At 35.4% G+C, this 19,896-nt stretch carries 14 protein-coding genes; 9 read left to right on the top strand and 5 right to left on the bottom strand.

The features are described 5' to 3' along the window. Positions 1–5 precede the first annotated feature (5 nt). From QUH73_RS12920 to QUH73_RS12905, 4 genes are all read left to right on the top strand, one after another. Complete coding sequence (locus QUH73_RS12920; RefSeq protein ID WP_289530855.1) at positions 6–1,715, top strand: hypothetical protein; 1,710 nt, start codon at positions 6–8, stop codon at positions 1,713–1,715. Between the two features lie 135 nt (positions 1,716–1,850). Further along, on the top strand, positions 1,851–2,351 hold the full coding sequence (locus QUH73_RS12915; protein WP_289530854.1) for a hypothetical protein: 501 nt from the start codon (positions 1,851–1,853) through the stop codon (positions 2,349–2,351). Positions 2,352–2,698: 347 nt separating this feature from the next. Further along, positions 2,699–4,660, top strand: coding sequence for a DNA topoisomerase (ATP-hydrolyzing) subunit B (gene gyrB, locus QUH73_RS12910; RefSeq protein WP_289530853.1), 1,962 nt, complete (start codon positions 2,699–2,701; stop codon positions 4,658–4,660). A gap of 143 nt (positions 4,661–4,803) precedes the next feature. Further along, positions 4,804–5,370, top strand: coding sequence for a TIGR00730 family Rossman fold protein (locus QUH73_RS12905; RefSeq protein WP_289530852.1), 567 nt, complete (start codon positions 4,804–4,806; stop codon positions 5,368–5,370). On the opposite strand, the gene QUH73_RS12900 is transcribed toward QUH73_RS12905, so the two are convergent. Continuing rightward, positions 5,367–8,186 (bottom strand): cache domain-containing protein, encoded by a 2,820-nt coding sequence (locus QUH73_RS12900; RefSeq protein WP_289530851.1) that lies wholly within the window; start codon positions 8,184–8,186, stop codon positions 5,367–5,369. The genes QUH73_RS12905 and QUH73_RS12900 overlap by 4 nt on opposite strands. Before the next feature lie 26 nt (positions 8,187–8,212). After that, positions 8,213–8,998, bottom strand: coding sequence for a diaminopimelate epimerase (gene dapF / locus QUH73_RS12895; RefSeq protein WP_289530850.1), 786 nt, complete (start codon positions 8,996–8,998; stop codon positions 8,213–8,215). Positions 8,999–9,270: 272 nt separating this feature from the next. Here dapF and QUH73_RS12890 point away from each other — a divergent pair, with 272 nt between their 5' ends. Both QUH73_RS12890 and QUH73_RS12885 read left to right on the top strand, forming a co-directional pair. Continuing rightward, positions 9,271–10,719, top strand: coding sequence for a S1C family serine protease (locus tag QUH73_RS12890; protein WP_289530849.1), 1,449 nt, complete (start codon positions 9,271–9,273; stop codon positions 10,717–10,719). A 105-nt stretch (positions 10,720–10,824) separates the two neighbouring features. Further along, positions 10,825–11,685, top strand: coding sequence for a sigma-70 family RNA polymerase sigma factor (locus QUH73_RS12885; RefSeq protein WP_289530848.1), 861 nt, complete (start codon positions 10,825–10,827; stop codon positions 11,683–11,685). A gap of 52 nt (positions 11,686–11,737) precedes the next feature. Here QUH73_RS12885 and uvrB read toward each other — a convergent pair whose 3' ends face one another. From uvrB to QUH73_RS12870, 3 genes are all read right to left on the bottom strand, one after another. Next, positions 11,738–13,747 carry an excinuclease ABC subunit UvrB gene (uvrB, locus tag QUH73_RS12880; RefSeq protein ID WP_289530847.1) on the bottom strand — a complete coding sequence of 670 codons (2,010 nt, stop codon included), beginning with the start codon at positions 13,745–13,747 and terminating at the stop codon, positions 11,738–11,740. 164 nt (positions 13,748–13,911) lie between these two features. Then, positions 13,912–14,928, bottom strand: coding sequence for an endonuclease/exonuclease/phosphatase family protein (locus tag QUH73_RS12875; RefSeq protein WP_289530846.1), 1,017 nt, complete (start codon positions 14,926–14,928; stop codon positions 13,912–13,914). 18 nt (positions 14,929–14,946) lie between these two features. Then, positions 14,947–15,531, bottom strand: a complete 585-nt coding sequence (locus QUH73_RS12870; protein WP_289530845.1) for an HAD family hydrolase — start codon at positions 15,529–15,531, stop codon at positions 14,947–14,949. Positions 15,532–15,839: 308 nt separating this feature from the next. On the opposite strand from QUH73_RS12870, the gene QUH73_RS12865 reads away from it, so the two are divergent. From QUH73_RS12865 to QUH73_RS12855, 3 genes are all read left to right on the top strand, one after another. Next, on the top strand, positions 15,840–16,205 hold the full coding sequence (locus QUH73_RS12865; RefSeq protein WP_289530844.1) for a hypothetical protein: 366 nt from the start codon (positions 15,840–15,842) through the stop codon (positions 16,203–16,205). A 258-nt stretch (positions 16,206–16,463) separates the two neighbouring features. Then, on the top strand, positions 16,464–18,110 hold the full coding sequence (gene hcp / locus QUH73_RS12860; RefSeq protein ID WP_289530843.1) for a hydroxylamine reductase: 1,647 nt from the start codon (positions 16,464–16,466) through the stop codon (positions 18,108–18,110). A gap of 119 nt (positions 18,111–18,229) precedes the next feature. Then, positions 18,230–19,852, top strand: coding sequence for a PepSY-associated TM helix domain-containing protein (locus tag QUH73_RS12855; RefSeq protein ID WP_289530862.1), 1,623 nt, complete (start codon positions 18,230–18,232; stop codon positions 19,850–19,852). Positions 19,853–19,896 lie beyond the last annotated feature (44 nt).

Genomic DNA, 19,896 nt, shown 5'->3' with positions numbered 1-19,896 from the left:
AAGTAATGTTCAAAAAGATCATATTCACTGTTGCGATAGCTGGCTTGGTTTGTTCAGTTTCTCATGCGCAGGAAGAAAGAGATTTAAATAAAGAGGTGAAGGTGAAAACCGCTTATCAGCCAAAAATAAATAAATCAAAGCGAATTGGTGAATTGCCGGTGGTTCAGGATACAGCAACTTTTACACCTTCGTTTTCCTATTTTATACAAACAAAACCTTTGACAGTAGGATTTTCCCCGGCTTTAATTCCGGCAGCACGAATTGTTGGTGAGCCATTGCAATCAATTAACAGTCATGCCTTAACTCTTGCAGGGGGTAATTATTCAACCCTTTTCGGGGATTATCGTTTCAATAACCAACGCTCGAAAATAAGCGATTTTGGAATTCATATTCGTCATTACTCCACCAACGGAAAATTAGAGTTGGAAAATGGGCGAAAAGCAAAGCCAGATTGGAAAGAACAATTGGCTGAAGTATATGGCAGTGTGTATTTAGAGGAAGGAAAAGTTTCTGGAAAAGTTTATTATGAGCACAAAGGCTACGATTTTTTCGGTTTTCCGGCAGAAGATGATGTTGCTGCAAATTATGTGAATTTATTTCCATATACTGAGCAGGTTCAAAACCGTTTTGGACTGGATGCAGAGTTTCTTACTACCTTTAAAGATGAAGAGAAGCTGAATTTTGGTGTTGGTTTACAATACGAGCATTTTGCCGATGATATCTATGTAACAGAGAATGATGTATTGATTAGTGCCGAGGCTAAAATTCGTCGTGGTGATGGTTTCTGGAGTTTAAAATCATCTTTTGATTACTTTGCAACCGACGGAATTACTAGTATGGAAGAGTTGGGAAGCATGTTTGAAAGAAATACTCTTGTTTGGAATTTAAATCCTCAGTATTTGCTTCAAACCGGCAAATTGAATTTGAAATTGGGATTGAATACAGTTCTTGCCATGGGCGATGATTCAGATGCAAAGCTGTATCCGGATATAGCTATCGATTTTGAAGCAATTGATGGCATTATGACCCTTTTTGCCGGATTGGATGGGGATCTGAAAATGAATAATTACAATGATATTATTGCTGAAAATCCATACGTTTACTCAGGTTTGAATGTGATGCCTTCCAATCAAAAATACAAATTGTTTGGTGGAGTAAAAGGCAGTTTGTCTTCTAATTCATCTTTCAAATTATCGGCAGAATACAGCTCGGTTGATGATCAGTACTTCTTTATACAAAGAAATGCGGGTGCGGTAAATGCAGATTATTTTGGTCCTACTTATTCAAATAAATTTGATGTGGTTTATGATGATATCAGTTTGCTTCGTTTAGGTGCTGAAGTAAGCATAGGTTGGACCGACAAATTGGATCTGAATTCAGCGGTTTGGTTTAATAAATATACTCTCGATAAGCAAGCTGAGGCTTGGCACAAACCAGAATTTGAAATGAATGTTAATGCCACATATGCATTCACAACTGATCTTGATTTTCAGGCGGGAGTTAATATATTGGGAGAGAGGCCTGTTTCAATTGGATCTGCGGTAAAAACATTGGATGCCGTGTATGATCTGAATATTGGTGCGAGTTATCGTCTAAATAAGCATTTTACGGCTTTTGGGAAAGTAAATAACCTATTTGCCGACAAATACTACCAGTGGGATGGATATCCTTCTCAGAGACTTAATTTTCTATTGGGTGTGAAAGTCGTATTTTAGAGCGCGTTAAAAGCATTTTACTGAAGGGTGTTCTATTCGTAGAGCATCCTTTTTTTTATTTTGCTTATGTTTGCAAATTGTTTTTTGCACGCTTTTTGCTATTTTTAGTAGTATTATTAAATCTCTATCAAAATTATGTCCTGTAAATTGATCCGTAAATTAAGATATATACTTCCGCTCGTTACTATACTTTTTTCATGTGTAAGTGAGCTTTGTGCTCAAAAAGAAGAGCGGTGGAAACTTTCTGTCAATAATGACCAAAAGCCACTCGAAATTTTAATGGAGATGGGGATGGAGGATTTGGGAGTAACCTATCTGTTCGATATCACCAGAGATACTCTTAATCTGGCTTTTGTGGCTGAAGAATCAATTGATTGGGATTCTCATGGAGTTAGTGTTTTTGCAATGCCCAAGAACAGTGAGGTTCTTAAAATAAAACTCGACAATGCTGATATGGAGAATGTTCAGGTTGTTTTTTACAAGATGTGGAAAGCAATGCCTAAAAATTTTAAAAACGTAACTACGGTATTTGAACTGCACGAATACGGACGCACAAAATCGGGAACCGATATGAATAGTTTCATTATCAGGTTTAAAATGAAAAGACCCCGCCGAAGTAATTCTATGGAATTATAAACATAAACGGACACAACTTTCTTCTGATTAGTACATTTAAAAACAGTTTGTCAAAAACTATTAAAAAGCACGATTTTTCTAAATAAAACAGCCGGTAAACTCATCATTTTTACTATCTTTGTTTTACTTTTATTTTTGGGCTTTAGTGATAGTGTAACGTGCTGACAGTAAATGTGTTTTATCTTTCTCTCCACTGCTGGTTTTTATCGGTTTAGTCAGAAAAAAACTTTCCTGAGAATAAATTAATTTTTGTACAAAAAAAATATTAGAATATAAGATCATGATTTGATCAATAATCATACGATTTATTGATCAAGTTATTTGATTGACAACTAAAGATCTGATAAATGAGTGATTTAGAAAAGAAACCAAACGGGAATAATGAATATTCTGCTGATAGTATTCAGGTATTAGAAGGATTGGAAGCGGTTCGTAAACGCCCTTCTATGTACATTGGTGATGTAAATGTTAAAGGTTTGCACCATTTGGTGTATGAGGTTGTAGATAATTCGATTGATGAGGCCTTAGGTGGATATTGTAAGAATATCGATGTGTTTATTAACGAGGATAATTCAGTTACCGTTAAGGATGATGGTCGTGGTATCCCTACCGAGCTGCATATAAAGGAAAACAAATCAGCACTTGAAGTAGTAATGACTGTTTTGCATGCCGGTGGTAAATTCGATAAGGATTCTTATAAGGTATCCGGAGGTTTGCACGGTGTTGGTGTTTCTTGTGTTAATGCATTGTCAATACTTTTAACTGCGGAAATTCATCGTGACGGAAAAGTATATCGTCAGGAATATTCAAAAGGCGTGCCTTTGGCTCCGATAGAGACAATAGGTGAATCTGATTTGACAGGAACCTATATTACTTTCAAACCAGATGATTCAATTTTCCTTGTAACTGAGTATAAATACGATATTTTAGCTGCACGTTTAAGAGAGTTGGCCTTTTTGAATAAAGAGATTCGTTTGAATCTTACTGATAAACGAGATTTAAATGAGAATGGAGAACCTCGTTTCGAGACCTTTTATTCAAAAGAAGGATTAAAAGAGTTTGTTGAATACCTTGATAGTACAAGAGAACGATTAATCGAGGAAACCATTCATGTTTCGATAGACAAGAATGAAGTTCCTGTTGAAATAGCTCTTCAATACAATTCTTCTTATTCTGAAAATATTCACTCTTATGTGAATAATATCAATACAATAGAGGGTGGAACTCACCTAACGGGTTTCCGTCGTGGATTGACCAGAACATTAAAAGCATTTGCTGATAAGTCAGGAATGTTGTCAAAATTAAAATTTGACATTAGCGGTGATGATTTTCGTGAAGGTTTAACAGCTGTTGTTTCTGTGAAAGTTGCAGAGCCGCAGTTTGAAGGACAAACCAAAACAAAATTAGGAAACTCTGAAGTAAGTATTGCTGTTGATCAGGCTGTAAGCACAATGTTGGCTAATTATTTGGAGGAACATCCAAAAGATGCCAGAACCATTGTACAGAAGGTGATAATGGCAGCTACGGCTCGGCACGCGGCTAGAAAGGCTCGTGAATTAGTACAGAGAAAAACTGTTTTGGGTGGTTCTGGATTACCTGGTAAATTATCTGACTGTTCGGATAAAGATCCTGTAAATTGTGAAGTATTCCTTGTCGAGGGAGATTCGGCGGGAGGAACAGCCAAGCAAGGTCGAGATCGTAAATTTCAAGCAATTCTTCCATTAAAAGGTAAAATTTTAAATGTTGAGAAAGCCATGCAGCACAAGGTTTTCGAGAGTGAAGAAATCAAGAATATATTTACTGCTCTAGGTGTTACAATTGGAACAGAAGAGGATAGTAAAGCTGCTAATGTGGAGAAGATTCGTTACCACAAGATTGTAATCATGTGTGATGCGGATGTCGATGGTAGTCACATTGCGACTCTTATTATGACTTTCTTTTTCCGATACATGAAATCATTAATCGAAAGTGGTTACTTATATATTGCAACACCTCCATTGTATTTGGTTAAAAAAGGTAAGAACGAACAATATTGCTGGAATGAAGATCAGCGTTTGCGCTTAATCGAAGAATGGGGTGGTGGAAAAGAATCTGGTTTGCACATTCAGCGTTACAAAGGTCTTGGAGAGATGAGTGCAGAGCAATTGTGGTCGACAACCATGAATCCTGAAGCGAGAACATTACGCCAGATAACGATTGAAAATGCGGCTGAGGCTGATCATGTATTTTCAATGTTGATGGGTGATGAAGTTCCTCCAAGAAGAGAATTTATTGAAAAGAATGCAACTTATGCGAATATTGATGCATAAGTAGTAAGATGCAGTATGTTAAGCCCTTGAGTTTATTTCTCAAGGGTTTTTTTTTATTATTAAATCATCAATTTTGTGTTTTTTATTTGTTGTATAAAACAAAATGAATACTTTACTTCGCGTAAATTTTAAAGGTTGAAAATATGAATATTTGTGTGTTTTGTTCTTCCAGCAATTCTGTGGATGAAAAGTATTTTCTGGAAGCTGAAAACCTGGGAACATCGATTGGTGAATCAGGATACAATTTGGTTTATGGGGGAACTAAAGTGGGACTTATGAATCAGGTTGCAGTTTCGGTTAAAGAGGCAGGAGGAAAAGTGATTGGTGTTGTGCCAAAGTTGATTAATGATTATGGAATATCGGCTGATTTTTTGGATGAATTAGTTATTACTCCTGATATGTCGGAACGGAAAAAAATTCTGCGTGAAAAATCAGATGCATTTGTAGCTTTGCCAGGTGGTTTCGGTACGCTCGAAGAGATTCTGGAAGTAATAACTTTGAAACAGTTAGGGTATCATAACTTACCAATTGTGTTCATTAATACTGATGGGTTTTATGATTTTTTAAAAGGCCAGTTTGAACTTTCTTATCAGGAGAATTTTGCAAAAGAGGATTACCGCGACTATTATTTATTTGTGAATAGTTATGATAGTGCTATGAATTATATTCAGAACTATAAAAAAGAACAATTAAAGACAAAATGGGATTAGTTTTTTAGAAACTGTTTCTCGATTGAATCCAGTAGTTTTGCTGTTTTAATTGGTTTTGAGAGGTAGTCATCGCATCCGGCCGTCATTACTTTTTGCTTGTATTCTTTTTGAAAGTAAGCGGTTTGGCCAATAATCGGAATTTGTGAGTTGAATAATTTGATTTCTTTCGTTGCATCGTAACCGTTCATAATTGGCATTTGTATGTCCATTAATACAAGATCAACAGCAATTGATTGACATATTGTTACAGCTTCAATTCCATTTGTTGCCCAAAGTATTTCTGCGTTGGTTTTTGCCAGACTTGCTTTGAAAAAGGAGAAATTAGTCTTCTCATCATCTACAATAAGAATGTTCTTGCCTTTCCAGTTGTAAATTTTTTTGTCACAAACTTCTGGTGTTTCAATCTTCAGGTTGTCTCTGTTGTAGGGAAGGGTGACAAAAAAACAAGTCCCTGCATTCTCTTTTGATTCAACTCTTATGTCTCCGCCAAGTATTTCAGCCAATCGGTTCGAAATAGTTAAGCTCAGGCCTGTTCCGCTATACTGTCTGGTGTCCGATCCATCCATTTGTCTGAAGCTGCGAAAGATATTTTTCAGGGATTTTTCAGGGATTCCAATGCCAGTATCTTTTACGAAGAATTCGATCTTGTTTTTTTCTTTAAGACGATAACCAAACTCTATAAACCCATTGTCGGTAAATTTGATTGCGTTTTCGATTAAGTTTGATAGTAATTGTTCTAATCGGCCAAGATCAGTATAAATAATAGAGTCTTTATCGTTTAGAGTCTTTTGAATTTTAAGTATAAGGTGGGATTTTTTATTCTTGTTTTTATGAATGTAATACTTTTCATATAATTTGGTAAGTAATGCATTAACAGGAATTTCCAAAGAGGAAAGTTTTATTTGTTTGCACTCTATTTTCGACAAATCAATTATATTGTTAATGAGTTGTAGTAAATTAATACCACTTTGTTTGATTAGAGCTCCGTATTCTTGTCGCTCGCTTTTTGTAACGTCTTGAGATGTGATAATTTCAGTGAATCCAAGAATATGATTCATTGGAGTTCTAATTTCATGAGACATATTTGCAAGAAATGCTGATTTTAATTTATCAGATTCTTCTGCTTTATTTTTTGCTTCGGTTAAGTGTTTTTCATATATTTTTTTTTCTGTAATGTCCCTGTAAATGCCGAAAATTGCAATCTGCTCACCATCAACTTCAATTGGATTTCCCATAATAGAAACGTCAATTAGTCTGCCATCTTTACATTTCCGGACAGTTTCAATTTCTACCAGCTGGCCTTTAGCTGTGATGTAATTTAAACTATTGGCTTCATCTTGTTTTGTTTCATCGGCAAGTAAGGTATCTATAACGACTCCTTTTAAATCTTCTTTTGTATAACCAAACAGATTTGTAAATTGTTTGTTGATTTTTATACCATTACTTTCGTTGTCGGTAATTGCGATCGCTTCCGGAGAATTTTCGAAAAGTTGTTCAAAATAAGCAGTTTCAATATTAAGCTGGTGCTCAATCGATTTTCTTTTAAGAATCATTTCATTGGCATGTTCACCAAGAATTTTAAATTCTTTAAAATGCAGTTTAGATATGTCAATTATGTGTGAATCACTCGCAGCGTTTTTGTAAAATTGAGTTAGAATTTCTAATCCCGACTTGCTGCTTTTCACCATAAATCGGGTAAATGCAATAATAATAATAATAATTGTCAGTAAAAAGATTAAACCTGCTTTGATGAAATACCCATTCACAAGAGCTTTCAGCTCATTTCTTTTATTCTGAATTGATTCTGTGAGTTGGCTAATATGAACACCACTGCCAACTACCCACTGCCAGTCTTTATAGGTTTTTGCATACATTAATTTTGCGATAGATTCTTGACTGCCCTCTTTGTATGAATCCACATACCTCACGAATCCACCATCTTTATCTGTTCCTCTTGTAATTAGCTCCTGAACTACCTTTTTGCCATTTTTATCTTTTTCATTCCAAAGATTTTGACCAATAAGATCCTTTTGTGTATGTGCTAGACAAGTTCCGTCGAAATTAAATACTTCAATTGTGAAACTTTCATCAAATCGCATGTCTGTGATTTTGTCCAGAATTTTATTTTGAATTCTCAATTGGTAGTTTTCTTCATATTGAGTACATCCGATGTACCAATTATATGGTTTGAATATTTTAACAAAGGATATTTTAGGAGCGATTTTTTGCCCTTCTTCTTTTTGCCAGGAATACTTTGAGTAACCTTCTCCTTTAGTTTGTGCAATTTTTATTTCATTTTTAATAATCGGAACACCAAAAACATCTTTAAGTGATAGTTTGTTTTGTCCTTCCCATTCCGGGTTTTCCGAATCCATTTGCACAACACCAGCCAAGCTGTTTATATAGAAAAAACCGCTTTCATCATTACAGCGGACAGAGCGCAAAGCGTCAGTGATAAGTTTCTTTATCTGACTTTCTGTAAGATCATTTTTACAGCTGTTATATATGTTTGCAGCAATGGAGTGTGCTTCGTAAACTCTGTTGCTAATGTCTTTTTTTAGAGTATTTCTTGTTTGCTCTCTCTCGTTTTCAATATAATTTATAAGAGTTTGAGTTTCGTGTTGAAGGGTTTTTTCTTGTATTTTAAAAAAGTCGTCCTGAATCTGTTTGGACTCTTGCTTAAATTTTTGCCTTGCTTGCTGCACCCAAAAAATCCCAAGAATGGAAATTAGGAGAAAAGAAGTCGCGAGAAGTGAAACCAAAAATACTTTAGAAATACTTTTGTCTTCAATGATTTTAGCAAGAAAGAATTTCATATTAAGGTGGAAGTAGAATTCAATTATTATGTTGTGAGAGTACCATTAAAAACATGTGTTGCCGGCCCTATCAGCCAAATATCTTCAATTTGGTTGTTACTTATTTTTTTGAAATGAACTTCAAGAAAACCACCTTTTGTCTTAATCTTAAATTTGTTGCTGTCCGTTTTAAAACCGGCACAGATAGCCGATGCAACAACTCCTGTTCCGCAAGAATAGGTTTCATCCTCAACACCTCTTTCGTAAGTGCTGACAGTGAGGTTTTGATCTTGAAATGATACAAAATTCACATTTGTCCCTTTTTCGGCGAATCTATTATTGTAGCGTATTTTCTTTCCTTCAGTAAAAGTGTCGAAATTTTCATGATTGGATATGAATCGCACAAAATGAGGTGATCCGGTATTTAAAAAATAAAAATCGTCACCCATTTCAATATCTAAAACATCAATCATTTTTAGACTAACCTGAATACCATCTTCAGTATTCGTAATTTTTGCTTCATGTTCTCCATCAACAGCAATGAATCTTGCTTTTTCTGAGACAAGTCCTAAATGATAGGCAAAAGCAACAATACAACGACCACCATTTCCGCACATGCTGCCTTCTTTTCCATCCGAGTTGTAGTATCTCATTCTAAAGTCGAATCCGTCTTCATTTTCAAGCAACATTAATCCATCCCCACCAACACCAAATCTTCTGTCGCAAAGTTTTTCGATTAATGAGAAGTTATCTGGAGTAATTCTACCGCTTCTATTATCAATTAAAACAAAATCATTCCCGGTTCCCTGATATTTTGAAAATTCAACTTTCATTTTTAAATCTTGTTAAGAAGTGTTAAATACCAATAAATTATAAACACTTGTTAAGTTTATATCGTTAAAATTGTCGTATAAATGTAGAAATCTTATTGGTACCAGTTATTTCGTCACTCAAGAAAATCAAAATTATTTGATCCGTGAAATAATTTGATTTTTATTTTGGATAGAGAAAGCAACATTCTGCTTTTTTTTTGCATAGTAAGAAAAACAACCTGTTTGATTTCAAGCAGGCATCATATAATTATTAATTAATAAAGTTTTTTCAGATGAAATTGAAATTGTTTTTGGGAAAATTAGCAATTGCCATTTTAGGTGGAACAATTGCTGTTTTATTATTTGTGTTATTTACTGATAAAAAAGAAAGAATTATTACGGTTCCGGAAGTGCGAACGACACAACTTACGAATCATTCCGTTGGAAATGTGCCTCAGGTTGATTTAACATACGCTGCAGAAATGTCTGTAAAATCGGTTGTTCATGTAAAAACACTTTATTCAAATGAGGAATATCAATCCAATCCCTTTTATGATTTTTTATTTGGAGAGAGAGGTAGAAGTCAGCAGCCAAGAGCTAGCTTAGGATCTGGTTCTGGAGTAATTATTTCTGATGATGGATATATTGTAACTAATAATCATGTTGTACAAGGATCGAATTTAATAAATATTGTATTGTACGATAAAAGAGAATACGAAGGGAAATTAGTTGGCTTTGATCCGTATACCGATTTGGCTCTTATCAAAATAGATGAAAAAGATCTTCCGAAAATGGATTTTGGAAATTCAGATGACATAAAACTTGGAGAGTGGGTTCTTGCTGTAGGTAATCCATTTAATCTGACATCTACGGTAACGGCTGGTATTATTAGTGCAAAAGCAAGAAATCTTGGTTTAAATGGAAATAGAATGAGTATTGAGTCATTCTTGCAAACAGATGCTGCCGTTAACCCAGGTAACAGTGGTGGGGCTTTGGTTGATACTAAAGGTAGGTTAATTGGAATTAATACTGCAATAGAATCCAGAACAGGTTCATATTCGGGTTATTCTTTCGCTATTCCAGTTGCTATCGTTGAAAAAGTAATTGGCGATTTAAAAAACTACGGAAAGGTTCAAAGAGCATTTATAGGTGTGTCTATTCGTACGGTTGACGCTAATTTAGCTGATGAATTAAAAATTGATAAAATTGAAGGAGTATATGTTGCGAATGTAAATGAAGGTGGTGCTGCCGAGGATGCAGGAATTAAAAATGGAGATATTATATTGAATATAGAAGGGAAAGTTGTAAATTCTAGTGCTGAACTTCAAGAGCAGATTAGTAAGTTCCATCCGGGTGACAAAATTAATGTTTTATTAAAAAGAGAAGAGGAAAGGAAACAAATTGAGGTAGTCTTACGTAATAAACTAGGAAATACCAACGTTATTAAATCTAAAGATCTGGCTTTTCTGGGTGCTGAATTTGAGCCTATCTCAACACAGGAGAAGTATCGTCTTCAAATAAACAGAGGAGTGAAGGTAAAGAATCTGCGTGATGGGAAGTTTAAGGACGAGGAGATTAAGGAAGGTTTTATTATTTATAAAATTAACGAAACGCCAATTTTCAAGGTAGATGATATTAAAGATGCCCTTCAGGATGTGAAGGATGGAGGTGTATTTATCTCTGGAATTTATCCGGATGGAAGCGTTAAGTATTACGCGTTTTCGCTAAATGATAAAGATTAGGAAATTAAATGGGAAAATAATAATAATTCGAATAAAAGAGCAATTAATTTTGACTTTAAGTATTTAAAAGTCTAATTTTGCAAAATATTTCGATGAAAAGGGACTATGAGACAATTAAAGATAACCAAATCAATTACCAATCGTGAAAGTGCTTCTTTGGATAAGTATTTGCAGGAAATTGGTAAAGAAGATCTTATTACGGTAGAGGAAGAAGTTGAATTGGCGCAGCGAATAAAAAAAGGCGACCAACGAGCTTTGGAGAAATTAACAAGAGCTAACTTACGTTTTGTTGTTTCGGTTGCGAAACAGTATCAAAATCAAGGGTTAAGTCTGCCAGATCTTATTAACGAGGGTAATTTAGGTTTGATTAAAGCAGCTGAAAAGTTTGATGAGACACGAGGATTTAAATTCATCTCGTATGCCGTTTGGTGGATCCGTCAATCTATTCTGCAGGCTTTAGCTGAGCAATCAAGAATTGTTCGTTTGCCATTGAATCAGGTTGGTTCTTTGAATAAAATTAACAAAGCTTTTTCTAAATTTGAACAAGAGCACGAGAGAAAGCCATCTCCTGAGGAGTTAGCTGAATCTTTAGAGTTGCCTGCTGATAAAGTAGCAGATACACTTCGTGTTTCCGGTCGTCACATTTCTGTTGATGCTCCGTTTGTTGACGGGGAAGACAACAGTTTGTTGGATGTATTGGTGAATGATGATTCTCCGATAGCCGACAGAAATCTTTTGAATGAATCTCTTACTAAAGAAATTGATCGTGCACTAGCTACTCTTACTGAAAGAGAGAGTGACATTATCAAACTTTTCTTCGGTATTGGTATTCAGGAAATGACTTTGGAAGAAATTGGTGAAAAATTTGGTTTGACACGTGAGCGTGTTCGTCAGATTAAAGAAAAAGCGATTCGTCGTTTACGTCATACTTCCAGAAGTAAATTACTGAAAACTTATTTGGGATAAAACATTCCATTTACGATATGTAAAAAGCAGTTTCGAAAGAAACTGCTTTTTTTTATTTCTTTTCTTTTAACTGCGCTTCAAGCTTATACATTTCATCGCGATATTGAGCTGCTTGTAAAAAGTCCATTTCCTTAGCTGCTTTTTGCATTGCTTTTTTGGTTTGCTCAATTGTTTTTTCCAAACTGCTTTTACTCATGTATTGAACAACAGGATCTGCTGCGATTTCAATTGAATCCGGACCGGAATAAGCGACAGGTTCGTTGTCTTTGCCATGATTCATCATGCTTGCTTTTGAGCGGGTAATTTGTGTTGGAGTAATGTTGTTTTTGGTATTGTAAGCCAATTGTTTTTCTCTTCTATGATCTGTTGCATCAATGGTTTCCTGCATCGATCGGGTAATTTTATCGGCATACATTATCACTTTGCCATTCACATTACGGGCTGCTCTTCCCGAGGTCTGTGTTAATGATCTGGTAGATCTCAAAAATCCTTCCTTGTCGGCATCTAAAATTGCAACGAGAGACACTTCCGGAAGATCCAATCCTTCACGTAATAAGTTTACACCAATTAAAACATCAAAAACACCATTTCTTAGATCTTCCATTATTTTCACCCGGTCTAATGTAGTAACATCGGAATGAATGTACCGGCAGCGAATATTTAAATTGGTGAAATATTCCGACAATTCTTCCGCCATTCGCTTGGTGAGTGTAGTAACCAAAACACGTTCACTAATTTGTGTGCGTTTGTCGATTTCGGCAATTAAATTGTCTATTTGATTAAGGCTTGGGCGAACTTCTATTTGCGGATCAAGTAATCCGGTTGGTCTGATCACCTGCTCGACAACAACGCCTTCGCATTTTTCTAATTCGTAATCGGCAGGTGTCGCACTTACGTGGATTGTTTGTTTGGCAATCTGTTCGAATTCTTCGAATTTTAATGGTCGGTTATCCAGCGCCGAAGGCAAGCGAAATCCATATTCAACCAAATTTATTTTTCGGGAGTGATCGCCACCATACATGGCACGAATCTGTGGAATGGTAACATGACTCTCATCAATTACCACCAAAAAGTCATCCGGGAAATAATCCATAAGGCAGAATGGGCGAGTTCCTGCAGCTCTTCCATCAAAATACCGCGAGTAATTCTCAATTCCTGAGCAGTGTCCCAATTCGCGGATCATCTCTAAATCGAAATTGACTTTTTCTTCCAAACGTTTTGCTTCCAGATGTTTTCCTATATCTTTTAAAAAGGCAACCTGAGCTACCATATCATCCTGAATTTGATGAATGGCTTTCTGGACCCTGTCTTTACTGGTAACAAATATATTTGCAGGGTAAATTGTTATTCTGTCATAGTGGTCTAATTTAGCTCCGTTAATTGGGTCGAACGAGTAAATTTCTTCAATTTCGTCGTCCCAGAATATAATACGATAGGCAAAATCAGCGTAGGCTGGATAAATATCAATTGTATCTCCTTTCACCCGAAAATTTCCACGGTCAAACTCTATTTCATTTCTTGAGTACAAAGCATCGACAAAGGAGTGAAGAAGTTTGGTGCGCGAAATTAATTGTCCTTTTTTAATTTCGGTAACATTGGCATGAAAATCTTCTGGGTTTCCAATACCATAAATGCAGGAAACCGATGAAACTACAATTACATCCTTTCTTCCGGACAGAAGGGCAGAGGAAGCGCTTAAGCGCAGCTTTTCAATTTCATCATTAATGGATAAATCTTTCTCTATATAGGTGCCCGTTACCGGTAGATATGCTTCCGGCTGATAATAATCGTAATAGGAAACGAAATACTCAACGGCATTGTTTGGAAAAAACGTTTTGAATTCACCATATAATTGAGCTGCAAGAGTTTTGTTGTGACTTAAAACCAAGGTAGGGCGTTGTACTTGCTCAATTACATTGGCGATGGTAAATGTTTTACCCGAACCGGTAACCCCAAGCAGAGTTTGATGAGGAGCTCCATCGTTTAAGCCTTTGCATAATTCTTCAATGGCATTTGGCTGATCTCCTGTGGGTTTAAATTTTGATTCAATTTTAAATTTCATGCAACACTTTTAATTGGTTCTATGTCTGAATTGCTAAAATATAGAAACAATATGAACCTTGATAGTTTTAAATGGAAAATCTAGCTTATTAGATTATTTCAGAAAGAAAAACAGCCGATTACGTTGTTGGTAATCAGCTGTTGTATTTTATTTGATTGTTTTTTTCAGTTGCTTAATTGAAAGTAAACGGGGAAGTGATCGCTGTAACCACCAAAGTATTTAGGACCGGCGTAAGTGCGGTTGGGAACCAATATACCTTTTGGGGTTTTGTGGCAAATCCAGTCAGCATTAAAGATTTTTCCTGCCTGATGATTTGTATGCAGCCCGTTTGTATTGCTGATAAGGCTGTTGGAAATAATTAGATTGTCGAGCATGTTCCAATCTCCCTTGTAGTTGTAAGTGCCTTTTCCGTTCATCTTTAAATCGTACATTAGATTGTAAAGAGCTTCTGGATTTGATGTGTCCTTATTGTTGGTAGCGGCTAAAATCTCTTCAGCAGATTTGTTGTTAGGTTCATCATTAAAATCTCCCATGATAATGATTTTTGCATTGGCATTTTTTTCCTGCAATTTATCAACGGCAATTTTTAATTGCTCTGCAACAAACACACGATTTTTCTCCGATTTTTCTGCTCCTCCTATTCTTGATGGCCAATGATTAACAAATATGTGTAAGGTGTCATTAGAACCTAAAATACCCTGAACATGAAGAATATCACGTGTTTTATAGTTTGGTTCATCTGGAAAATGAATTCCAATTATGTCATGACTCAGGTATTTGAATTTGTTTTTCTGATACAGAAGTGCACAATCAATTCCTCTTCCATCCGGACTTTCGGTGTGGGCGATGCCATAATCAGCAGATTTTAATTTTTCCTGACTTATTAATGCTTCCAGTACAGATCGGTTTTCTACTTCACAAAGGCCGATAATGGCAGGGAAATTATTTTTATCGATGGAAGATAATACACTGGAAAGATTTACCAATTTTTTTTGATATCGTTCGGCAGTGTATTCTAATTTTCCTTCAGGAGTAAAATCGTCATCCCGAGTGTTTGGATCGTTAAGAGTGTCAAATAAATTTTCAACATTATAAAAGGCAATTGTATACTCCTTTTTTTCCTGAGAACAGGAAAAGGCGATGAGAGCCACCATAAGAACAAACAGTAATTTTTTTAACATGAAATAATTTTATTGATTCTAATAAAAAGGAGTGACATCGGTTACTCTCATGCCTGCCGCTTCAGCGGCCTGAAAGCCTAAGCTTGCATCTTCAAACACTTGACAATTTTCAGGGGAAATTCCCATTAGTTCAGCACATTTTAAAAATGTATCCGGTTCCGGCTTGTGATTTTCTACATCATCAGCACTTACCAGAATAGAAATGTATTTGTCTAAACCTAAAAGCTGCATTGTTTCAGAGGCAATGTTGCGTTTCCCACCAGTTCCTACTGCCATTGGTATTTTGCCATGATATTTGTATACCAGATTAGTAACGGCAGTAATCTCTTTGATTTTGTGCATCTCCTTTGCGAAAAATTCTTCTTTCATATCAGAGAATTTTTGTGGATCAATAGTACGGTTGTTTTTCTCGTTTAGTAAATCGATAATTTTAGAAGATGGCATTCCTGCACAGCTCTTTAAAAAATCAAGACTAAACTCTAAGTTCATGATTTTGGCTGTTTTTACCCAAGCGTCATAGTGTAAAGGCATGGTGTCAGCCAAGGTTCCATCTAAATCAAAAATAAAAGCTTTAGTACTTGGGAATATATCTATTTTTTTCATGGTTTTTGTTTTAGTCTTTCTATTCGTAAATTTATTGTTACAATCCTATTTTTGCCTGTGTAAGATTACATTAAATAGATTAGAAAGGGATGCCTAAATTATTAAATAATTTTTAATTAATTGCACTGAATTTTCGTTAATTGTAGATTCTTATGGTGTTGTTTTATGGTCTGAATAACTGCTTGTTAAATTATTGATTGCTTGGATGTTTCGTTAAAAATATTTAAATTTCGATTGTTTTAACAACTTTTTATTTAATCAGCCGTTATTATAGCTGTTTGATTGAAGTGAATATTAAAAATCAGTATATGAAGATTGTAGCAGGAAGTTTGATTTTACTATTTGTGATGATGAGCGGTACTGTGAGTGCCAAAAACAATTCTTTGGCTGAAAAAAGAGCAAATCTAATTACATCCTGGATGGAGAAGAAATTGGATTTGTCTGCGGAACAGATTACCCGGATCGAGGTTTTAAATTTGAAGTATGAAAAAGAAATTGAAAAGCTGACGATGGAGAAGGATGGATTTCCTTGTATGCAGGCAGTTCGTGATAGTTTGAAACGTAAAGAATTCGAAATGAAAGACGTTCTGTCTGATAAACAGTTGGCAAGTTACATTGAATGTAAGTGTGAGCTAAAGGAAGAACTCAAAAGGAATTGCAAAGATTTGATGTAAGAGTAAATTTAAAATATAGGATCCCAATCTGTTTAGGTTGGGATTTTTTTTGTCCAAATTCAGTAATGGGGATAAAGAGATGAAAAAATCTGAATTATTTTCATGTTTGTAACATCCGTTACACTTTTTGCTATCATCCTGTCGCATCTTTGTGGTATTGAAAGAGGAAATCGGATTTCTTTTCAGAAATTATTTAGTTTGCTCTTTCTCAATTTTGTTACTGAAATAATCAAATTTATAACATTAAAAAATATTATTATGGCTATGTTTTGTTATCAGTGCCAAGAGGCAGCAAAAGGAACCGGATGTACAATTAAAGGTGTTTGTGGAAAAACCGATGAGGTTGCAAACATTCAGGATTTGCTGATGTATGTGATGAAAGGAATCTCAGTTTTTAGTACCAAAGCCCGTGAAGCTGGTGTTGAGAATGATAAAGTGAACAACTTCATCATGACTGGTTTATTTATGACTATTACTAATGCTAATTTTGATAAAGTAAAATTTATTGCCGCTATTCGCGAAGGTCTTAAATTACGCGAAGAAATTAAAACTCAGGCTGAAGCGGCTGGTGTTACTTTTGAAAACCTTCACCACTCTGCAACATGGTTTGCTGATAAAGAGAATGATTTTGATGCAAAAGCCCGGGTTATTGGTGTTTTGTCTACCGAAAATGAAGATGTTCGTTCATTAAGGGAATTGTTGTTGTATGGCTTGAAAGGATTTGCTGCTTACGTTGAGCATGCTTACAATTTAGGTCTTGAGAAAGCTGAAATGTATGCATTTATGCAGAAAGCTTTACAAGCAACTACTGATGATACATTATCTGCTGATCAATTGGTTGCTTTGGTTATGGAATGTGGTGCTAATGGTGTTACTGCTATGGCTGTTCTTGATGAGGCAAATACAACTGCTTACGGTAATCCTGAAATTACTGAAGTAAATATCGGAGTAAGCGATAAGCCGGGCATCTTGATTTCGGGTCATGACTTGAAAGATATGGAGCAATTGTTGAAGCAAACTGAAGGAACTGGTGTTGATGTTTACACTCACTCTGAAATGTTGCCAGCTAACTACTATCCAACATTTAAAAAATACAAGCACTTTATAGGTAACTACGGAAATGCATGGTGGAAGCAAAACGAAGAGTTTGAAACTTTCAACGGACCTATCTTGTTTACAACCAACTGTATTGTTCCTCCTAAAGCAACATCTACTTACCAGGATAAAGTATACACAACAGGAGCTTCTGGTTTCCCAGGATTCAAGCACATTACTGCTGGTGAAGATGGGAAGAAAGATTTCTCTGAAATTATTGAATTAGCAAAAAACTGTGCTTCTCCAACAGAGATTGAAAACGGAACTATTGTAGGTGGTTTTGCTCACAACCAGGTGATGCAATTGGCTGATAAAGTTGTTGATGCTGTGAAAACAGGAGCTATCCGTAAATTCTTTGTAATGGCAGGTTGTGATGGTCGTATGAAAGGTCGTGATTACTATACCGAATTTGCTGCTGCTTTACCAAAAGATACCGTAATTTTAACTGCAGGTTGTGCTAAATACCGTTACAACAAATTAGAGTTGGGTGATATTGGTGGAATTCCAAGAGTATTGGATGCAGGGCAGTGTAACGACTCATATTCTCTGGCTGTTATTGCCTTGAAATTGAAAGAAGTATTTGAACTAAACGATATCAATGATCTACCAATTGCATACAATATTGCATGGTACGAGCAAAAAGCTGTTATTGTATTGTTAGCTCTTCTGTCATTAGGAGTTAAGAACATTCACTTAGGACCAACACTACCAGCTTTTCTTTCTCCAAATGTAGCTAAAGTGTTAATTGATACTTTCGGAATAGCTGGGATCGGAACGGTTGACGAAGACATGAAAATGTTTTTAAACTAAAAATAAATTGAGAATTAGGAAGGTGTTTCGTGTGTGAAGATTGATAGAGGAGAAATGCGATCGGAACTCTTTTTGAATTTTTTAGGCTTTGTTAAATAGTAGTTTGTTAGGGTGATTAGCTGCCTAATGTAGATGATTTAAACTCTGCATTAGGCAGTTTTTTACTTGATTTTGTTGCCGTTTGGGGGACAATTAGTGTAATGTTATATGTAGTTATGGATCGAGCTAAAACAATGAAATTCTTAAATAAGTACCATAAATGGCCTTCTTTGGCATTGACTTTCTTTATTTTATTATTCGCAATATCGGGTATTGTAATGAATCACCGGGGAGTATTTTCTTCTGTTGATATAGATCGAAAATATTTGGGCAGTGAGTATCAGTATTCAAATTGGAATAAGGCAGCGGTAAAATCAGCAGTTACAATTCAAGGAGATACAGCATTAATTTATGGCAATATCGGAATCTGGAAAACTACAGATAATTTAAAAACATTTCAGGATTTCAATTCCGGCTTAATGTCAGGAATCGATAACCGGAAAATAGAGAAACTTATTAAATCCAGTTCGGGTGAGGTTTATGCAGGAACATTATTTGGTCTTTTTTACTACAATCCGCAAAGTGAAAATTGGGAAAATATTGACTTACCTGTTTTAGAGGCGAGAGTTGTTGATTTGATGGAAATTAAGAATCAACTATTTGTTTTGACACGTTCTCACTTGTTGAAAAAAACAGAGATTGGTTTTGAGATCGTAAATTTGCAGCCAGATCAGAATTACGACAATAAGATCAGTTTGTTTAAAACTCTTTGGGAAGTTCATAGTGGTGAGGCTTTTGGTATAATAGGGCAGTTGTTTGTTGATTTTATTGGTCTTGTTTTTATTTTTCTGTGTGTTAGTGGTTTGGTGTATTTTATCTATCCCAAATGGATAAAAAAGTTAAAACAGAAAAGTAAAGATGCTAAGAGGAAGATTAAATTTCTGAAATTTAATTTGAAATGGCACAATCATTTCGGGAATTGGTTAATGATTTTTCTTGTCTTAACCACTCTAACGGGGATGTTTTTGCGTCCACCTTTATTAATTGCAATAGTCTCGAATCGAGTAGCTAAAATTCCATTTACACATTTGAACAACCCCAATCCTTGGTACGATGAGCTGCGCAGAATAATGTACGATGAAGAATTGGACCGAATTCTATTGGCAACCAATGAGAGTGTGTATTATTCTGATGATGATTTTATTTCTGCTCCTAAGGCCTTTATCGTGCAGCCTCCAATTTCAGTAATGGGAGTGAATGTTTTCGAGAAAGCAAATAGCGGGAGTTATTTGGTTGGATCGTTTAGTGGACTTTTTTATTGGATCCCTGAAAAAGGAATGGTTTTCAATTACATTACTAAAAAGCCATATGTTCCGATTAAAACCTTGGGAGCACCAATTTCATCACATCCTATTGCCGGGTATTTAAAAGATGCAAAAGGAAAAGAAATTTTGTTTGATTACAATTTTGGGGCAGGAAATTTAAGTGATAATTCTGGTTTTGCTCCGATGCCTATAAATATTCAGCAATCACCAATTTCACTTTGGAATTTGTGTTTGGAAATTCATACCGGAAGAATTTACCAATACATCTTTGGAAAGTTTTATATTCTTTTTATCCCATTGGCTGGAATCAGTATTTTATGGATCTTGCTTACCGGATATATAATGTATCAAAAGCAAAGGAGGAGAGGAAAGAAATAGTTTTTCTGCGAACTTGTTTCAAAACGGGATAACTGGTCTTAAGT

This window comes from Labilibaculum sp. K2S (assembly GCF_030372765.1).
Taxonomy (GTDB): domain Bacteria; phylum Bacteroidota; class Bacteroidia; order Bacteroidales; family Marinifilaceae; genus Labilibaculum.
Note: the sequence above shows the minus strand (reverse complement) of the source record. Positions and strands in the feature narration are given on the sequence as shown.

Bases quoted from the DNA above. Each gene is read 5' to 3' on its own strand.
- QUH73_RS12920 (WP_289530855.1), top strand. From the start codon at position 6: ATGTTCAAAAAGATCATATTCACTGTTGCGATAGCTGGCTTGGTTTGT.
- QUH73_RS12915 (WP_289530854.1), top strand. From the start codon at position 1,851: ATGTCCTGTAAATTGATCCGTAAATTAAGATATATACTTCCGCTCGTT.
- gyrB (WP_289530853.1), top strand. From the start codon at position 2,699: ATGAGTGATTTAGAAAAGAAACCAAACGGGAATAATGAATATTCTGCT.
- QUH73_RS12905 (WP_289530852.1), top strand. From the start codon at position 4,804: ATGAATATTTGTGTGTTTTGTTCTTCCAGCAATTCTGTGGATGAAAAG.
- QUH73_RS12900 (WP_289530851.1), bottom strand. From the start codon at position 8,186: ATGAAATTCTTTCTTGCTAAAATCATTGAAGACAAAAGTATTTCTAAA.
- dapF (WP_289530850.1), bottom strand. From the start codon at position 8,998: ATGAAAGTTGAATTTTCAAAATATCAGGGAACCGGGAATGATTTTGTT.
- QUH73_RS12890 (WP_289530849.1), top strand. From the start codon at position 9,271: ATGAAATTGAAATTGTTTTTGGGAAAATTAGCAATTGCCATTTTAGGT.
- QUH73_RS12885 (WP_289530848.1), top strand. From the start codon at position 10,825: ATGAGACAATTAAAGATAACCAAATCAATTACCAATCGTGAAAGTGCT.
- uvrB (WP_289530847.1), bottom strand. From the start codon at position 13,747: ATGAAATTTAAAATTGAATCAAAATTTAAACCCACAGGAGATCAGCCA.
- QUH73_RS12875 (WP_289530846.1), bottom strand. From the start codon at position 14,928: ATGTTAAAAAAATTACTGTTTGTTCTTATGGTGGCTCTCATCGCCTTT.
- QUH73_RS12870 (WP_289530845.1), bottom strand. From the start codon at position 15,531: ATGAAAAAAATAGATATATTCCCAAGTACTAAAGCTTTTATTTTTGAT.
- QUH73_RS12865 (WP_289530844.1), top strand. From the start codon at position 15,840: ATGAAGATTGTAGCAGGAAGTTTGATTTTACTATTTGTGATGATGAGC.
- hcp (WP_289530843.1), top strand. From the start codon at position 16,464: ATGGCTATGTTTTGTTATCAGTGCCAAGAGGCAGCAAAAGGAACCGGA.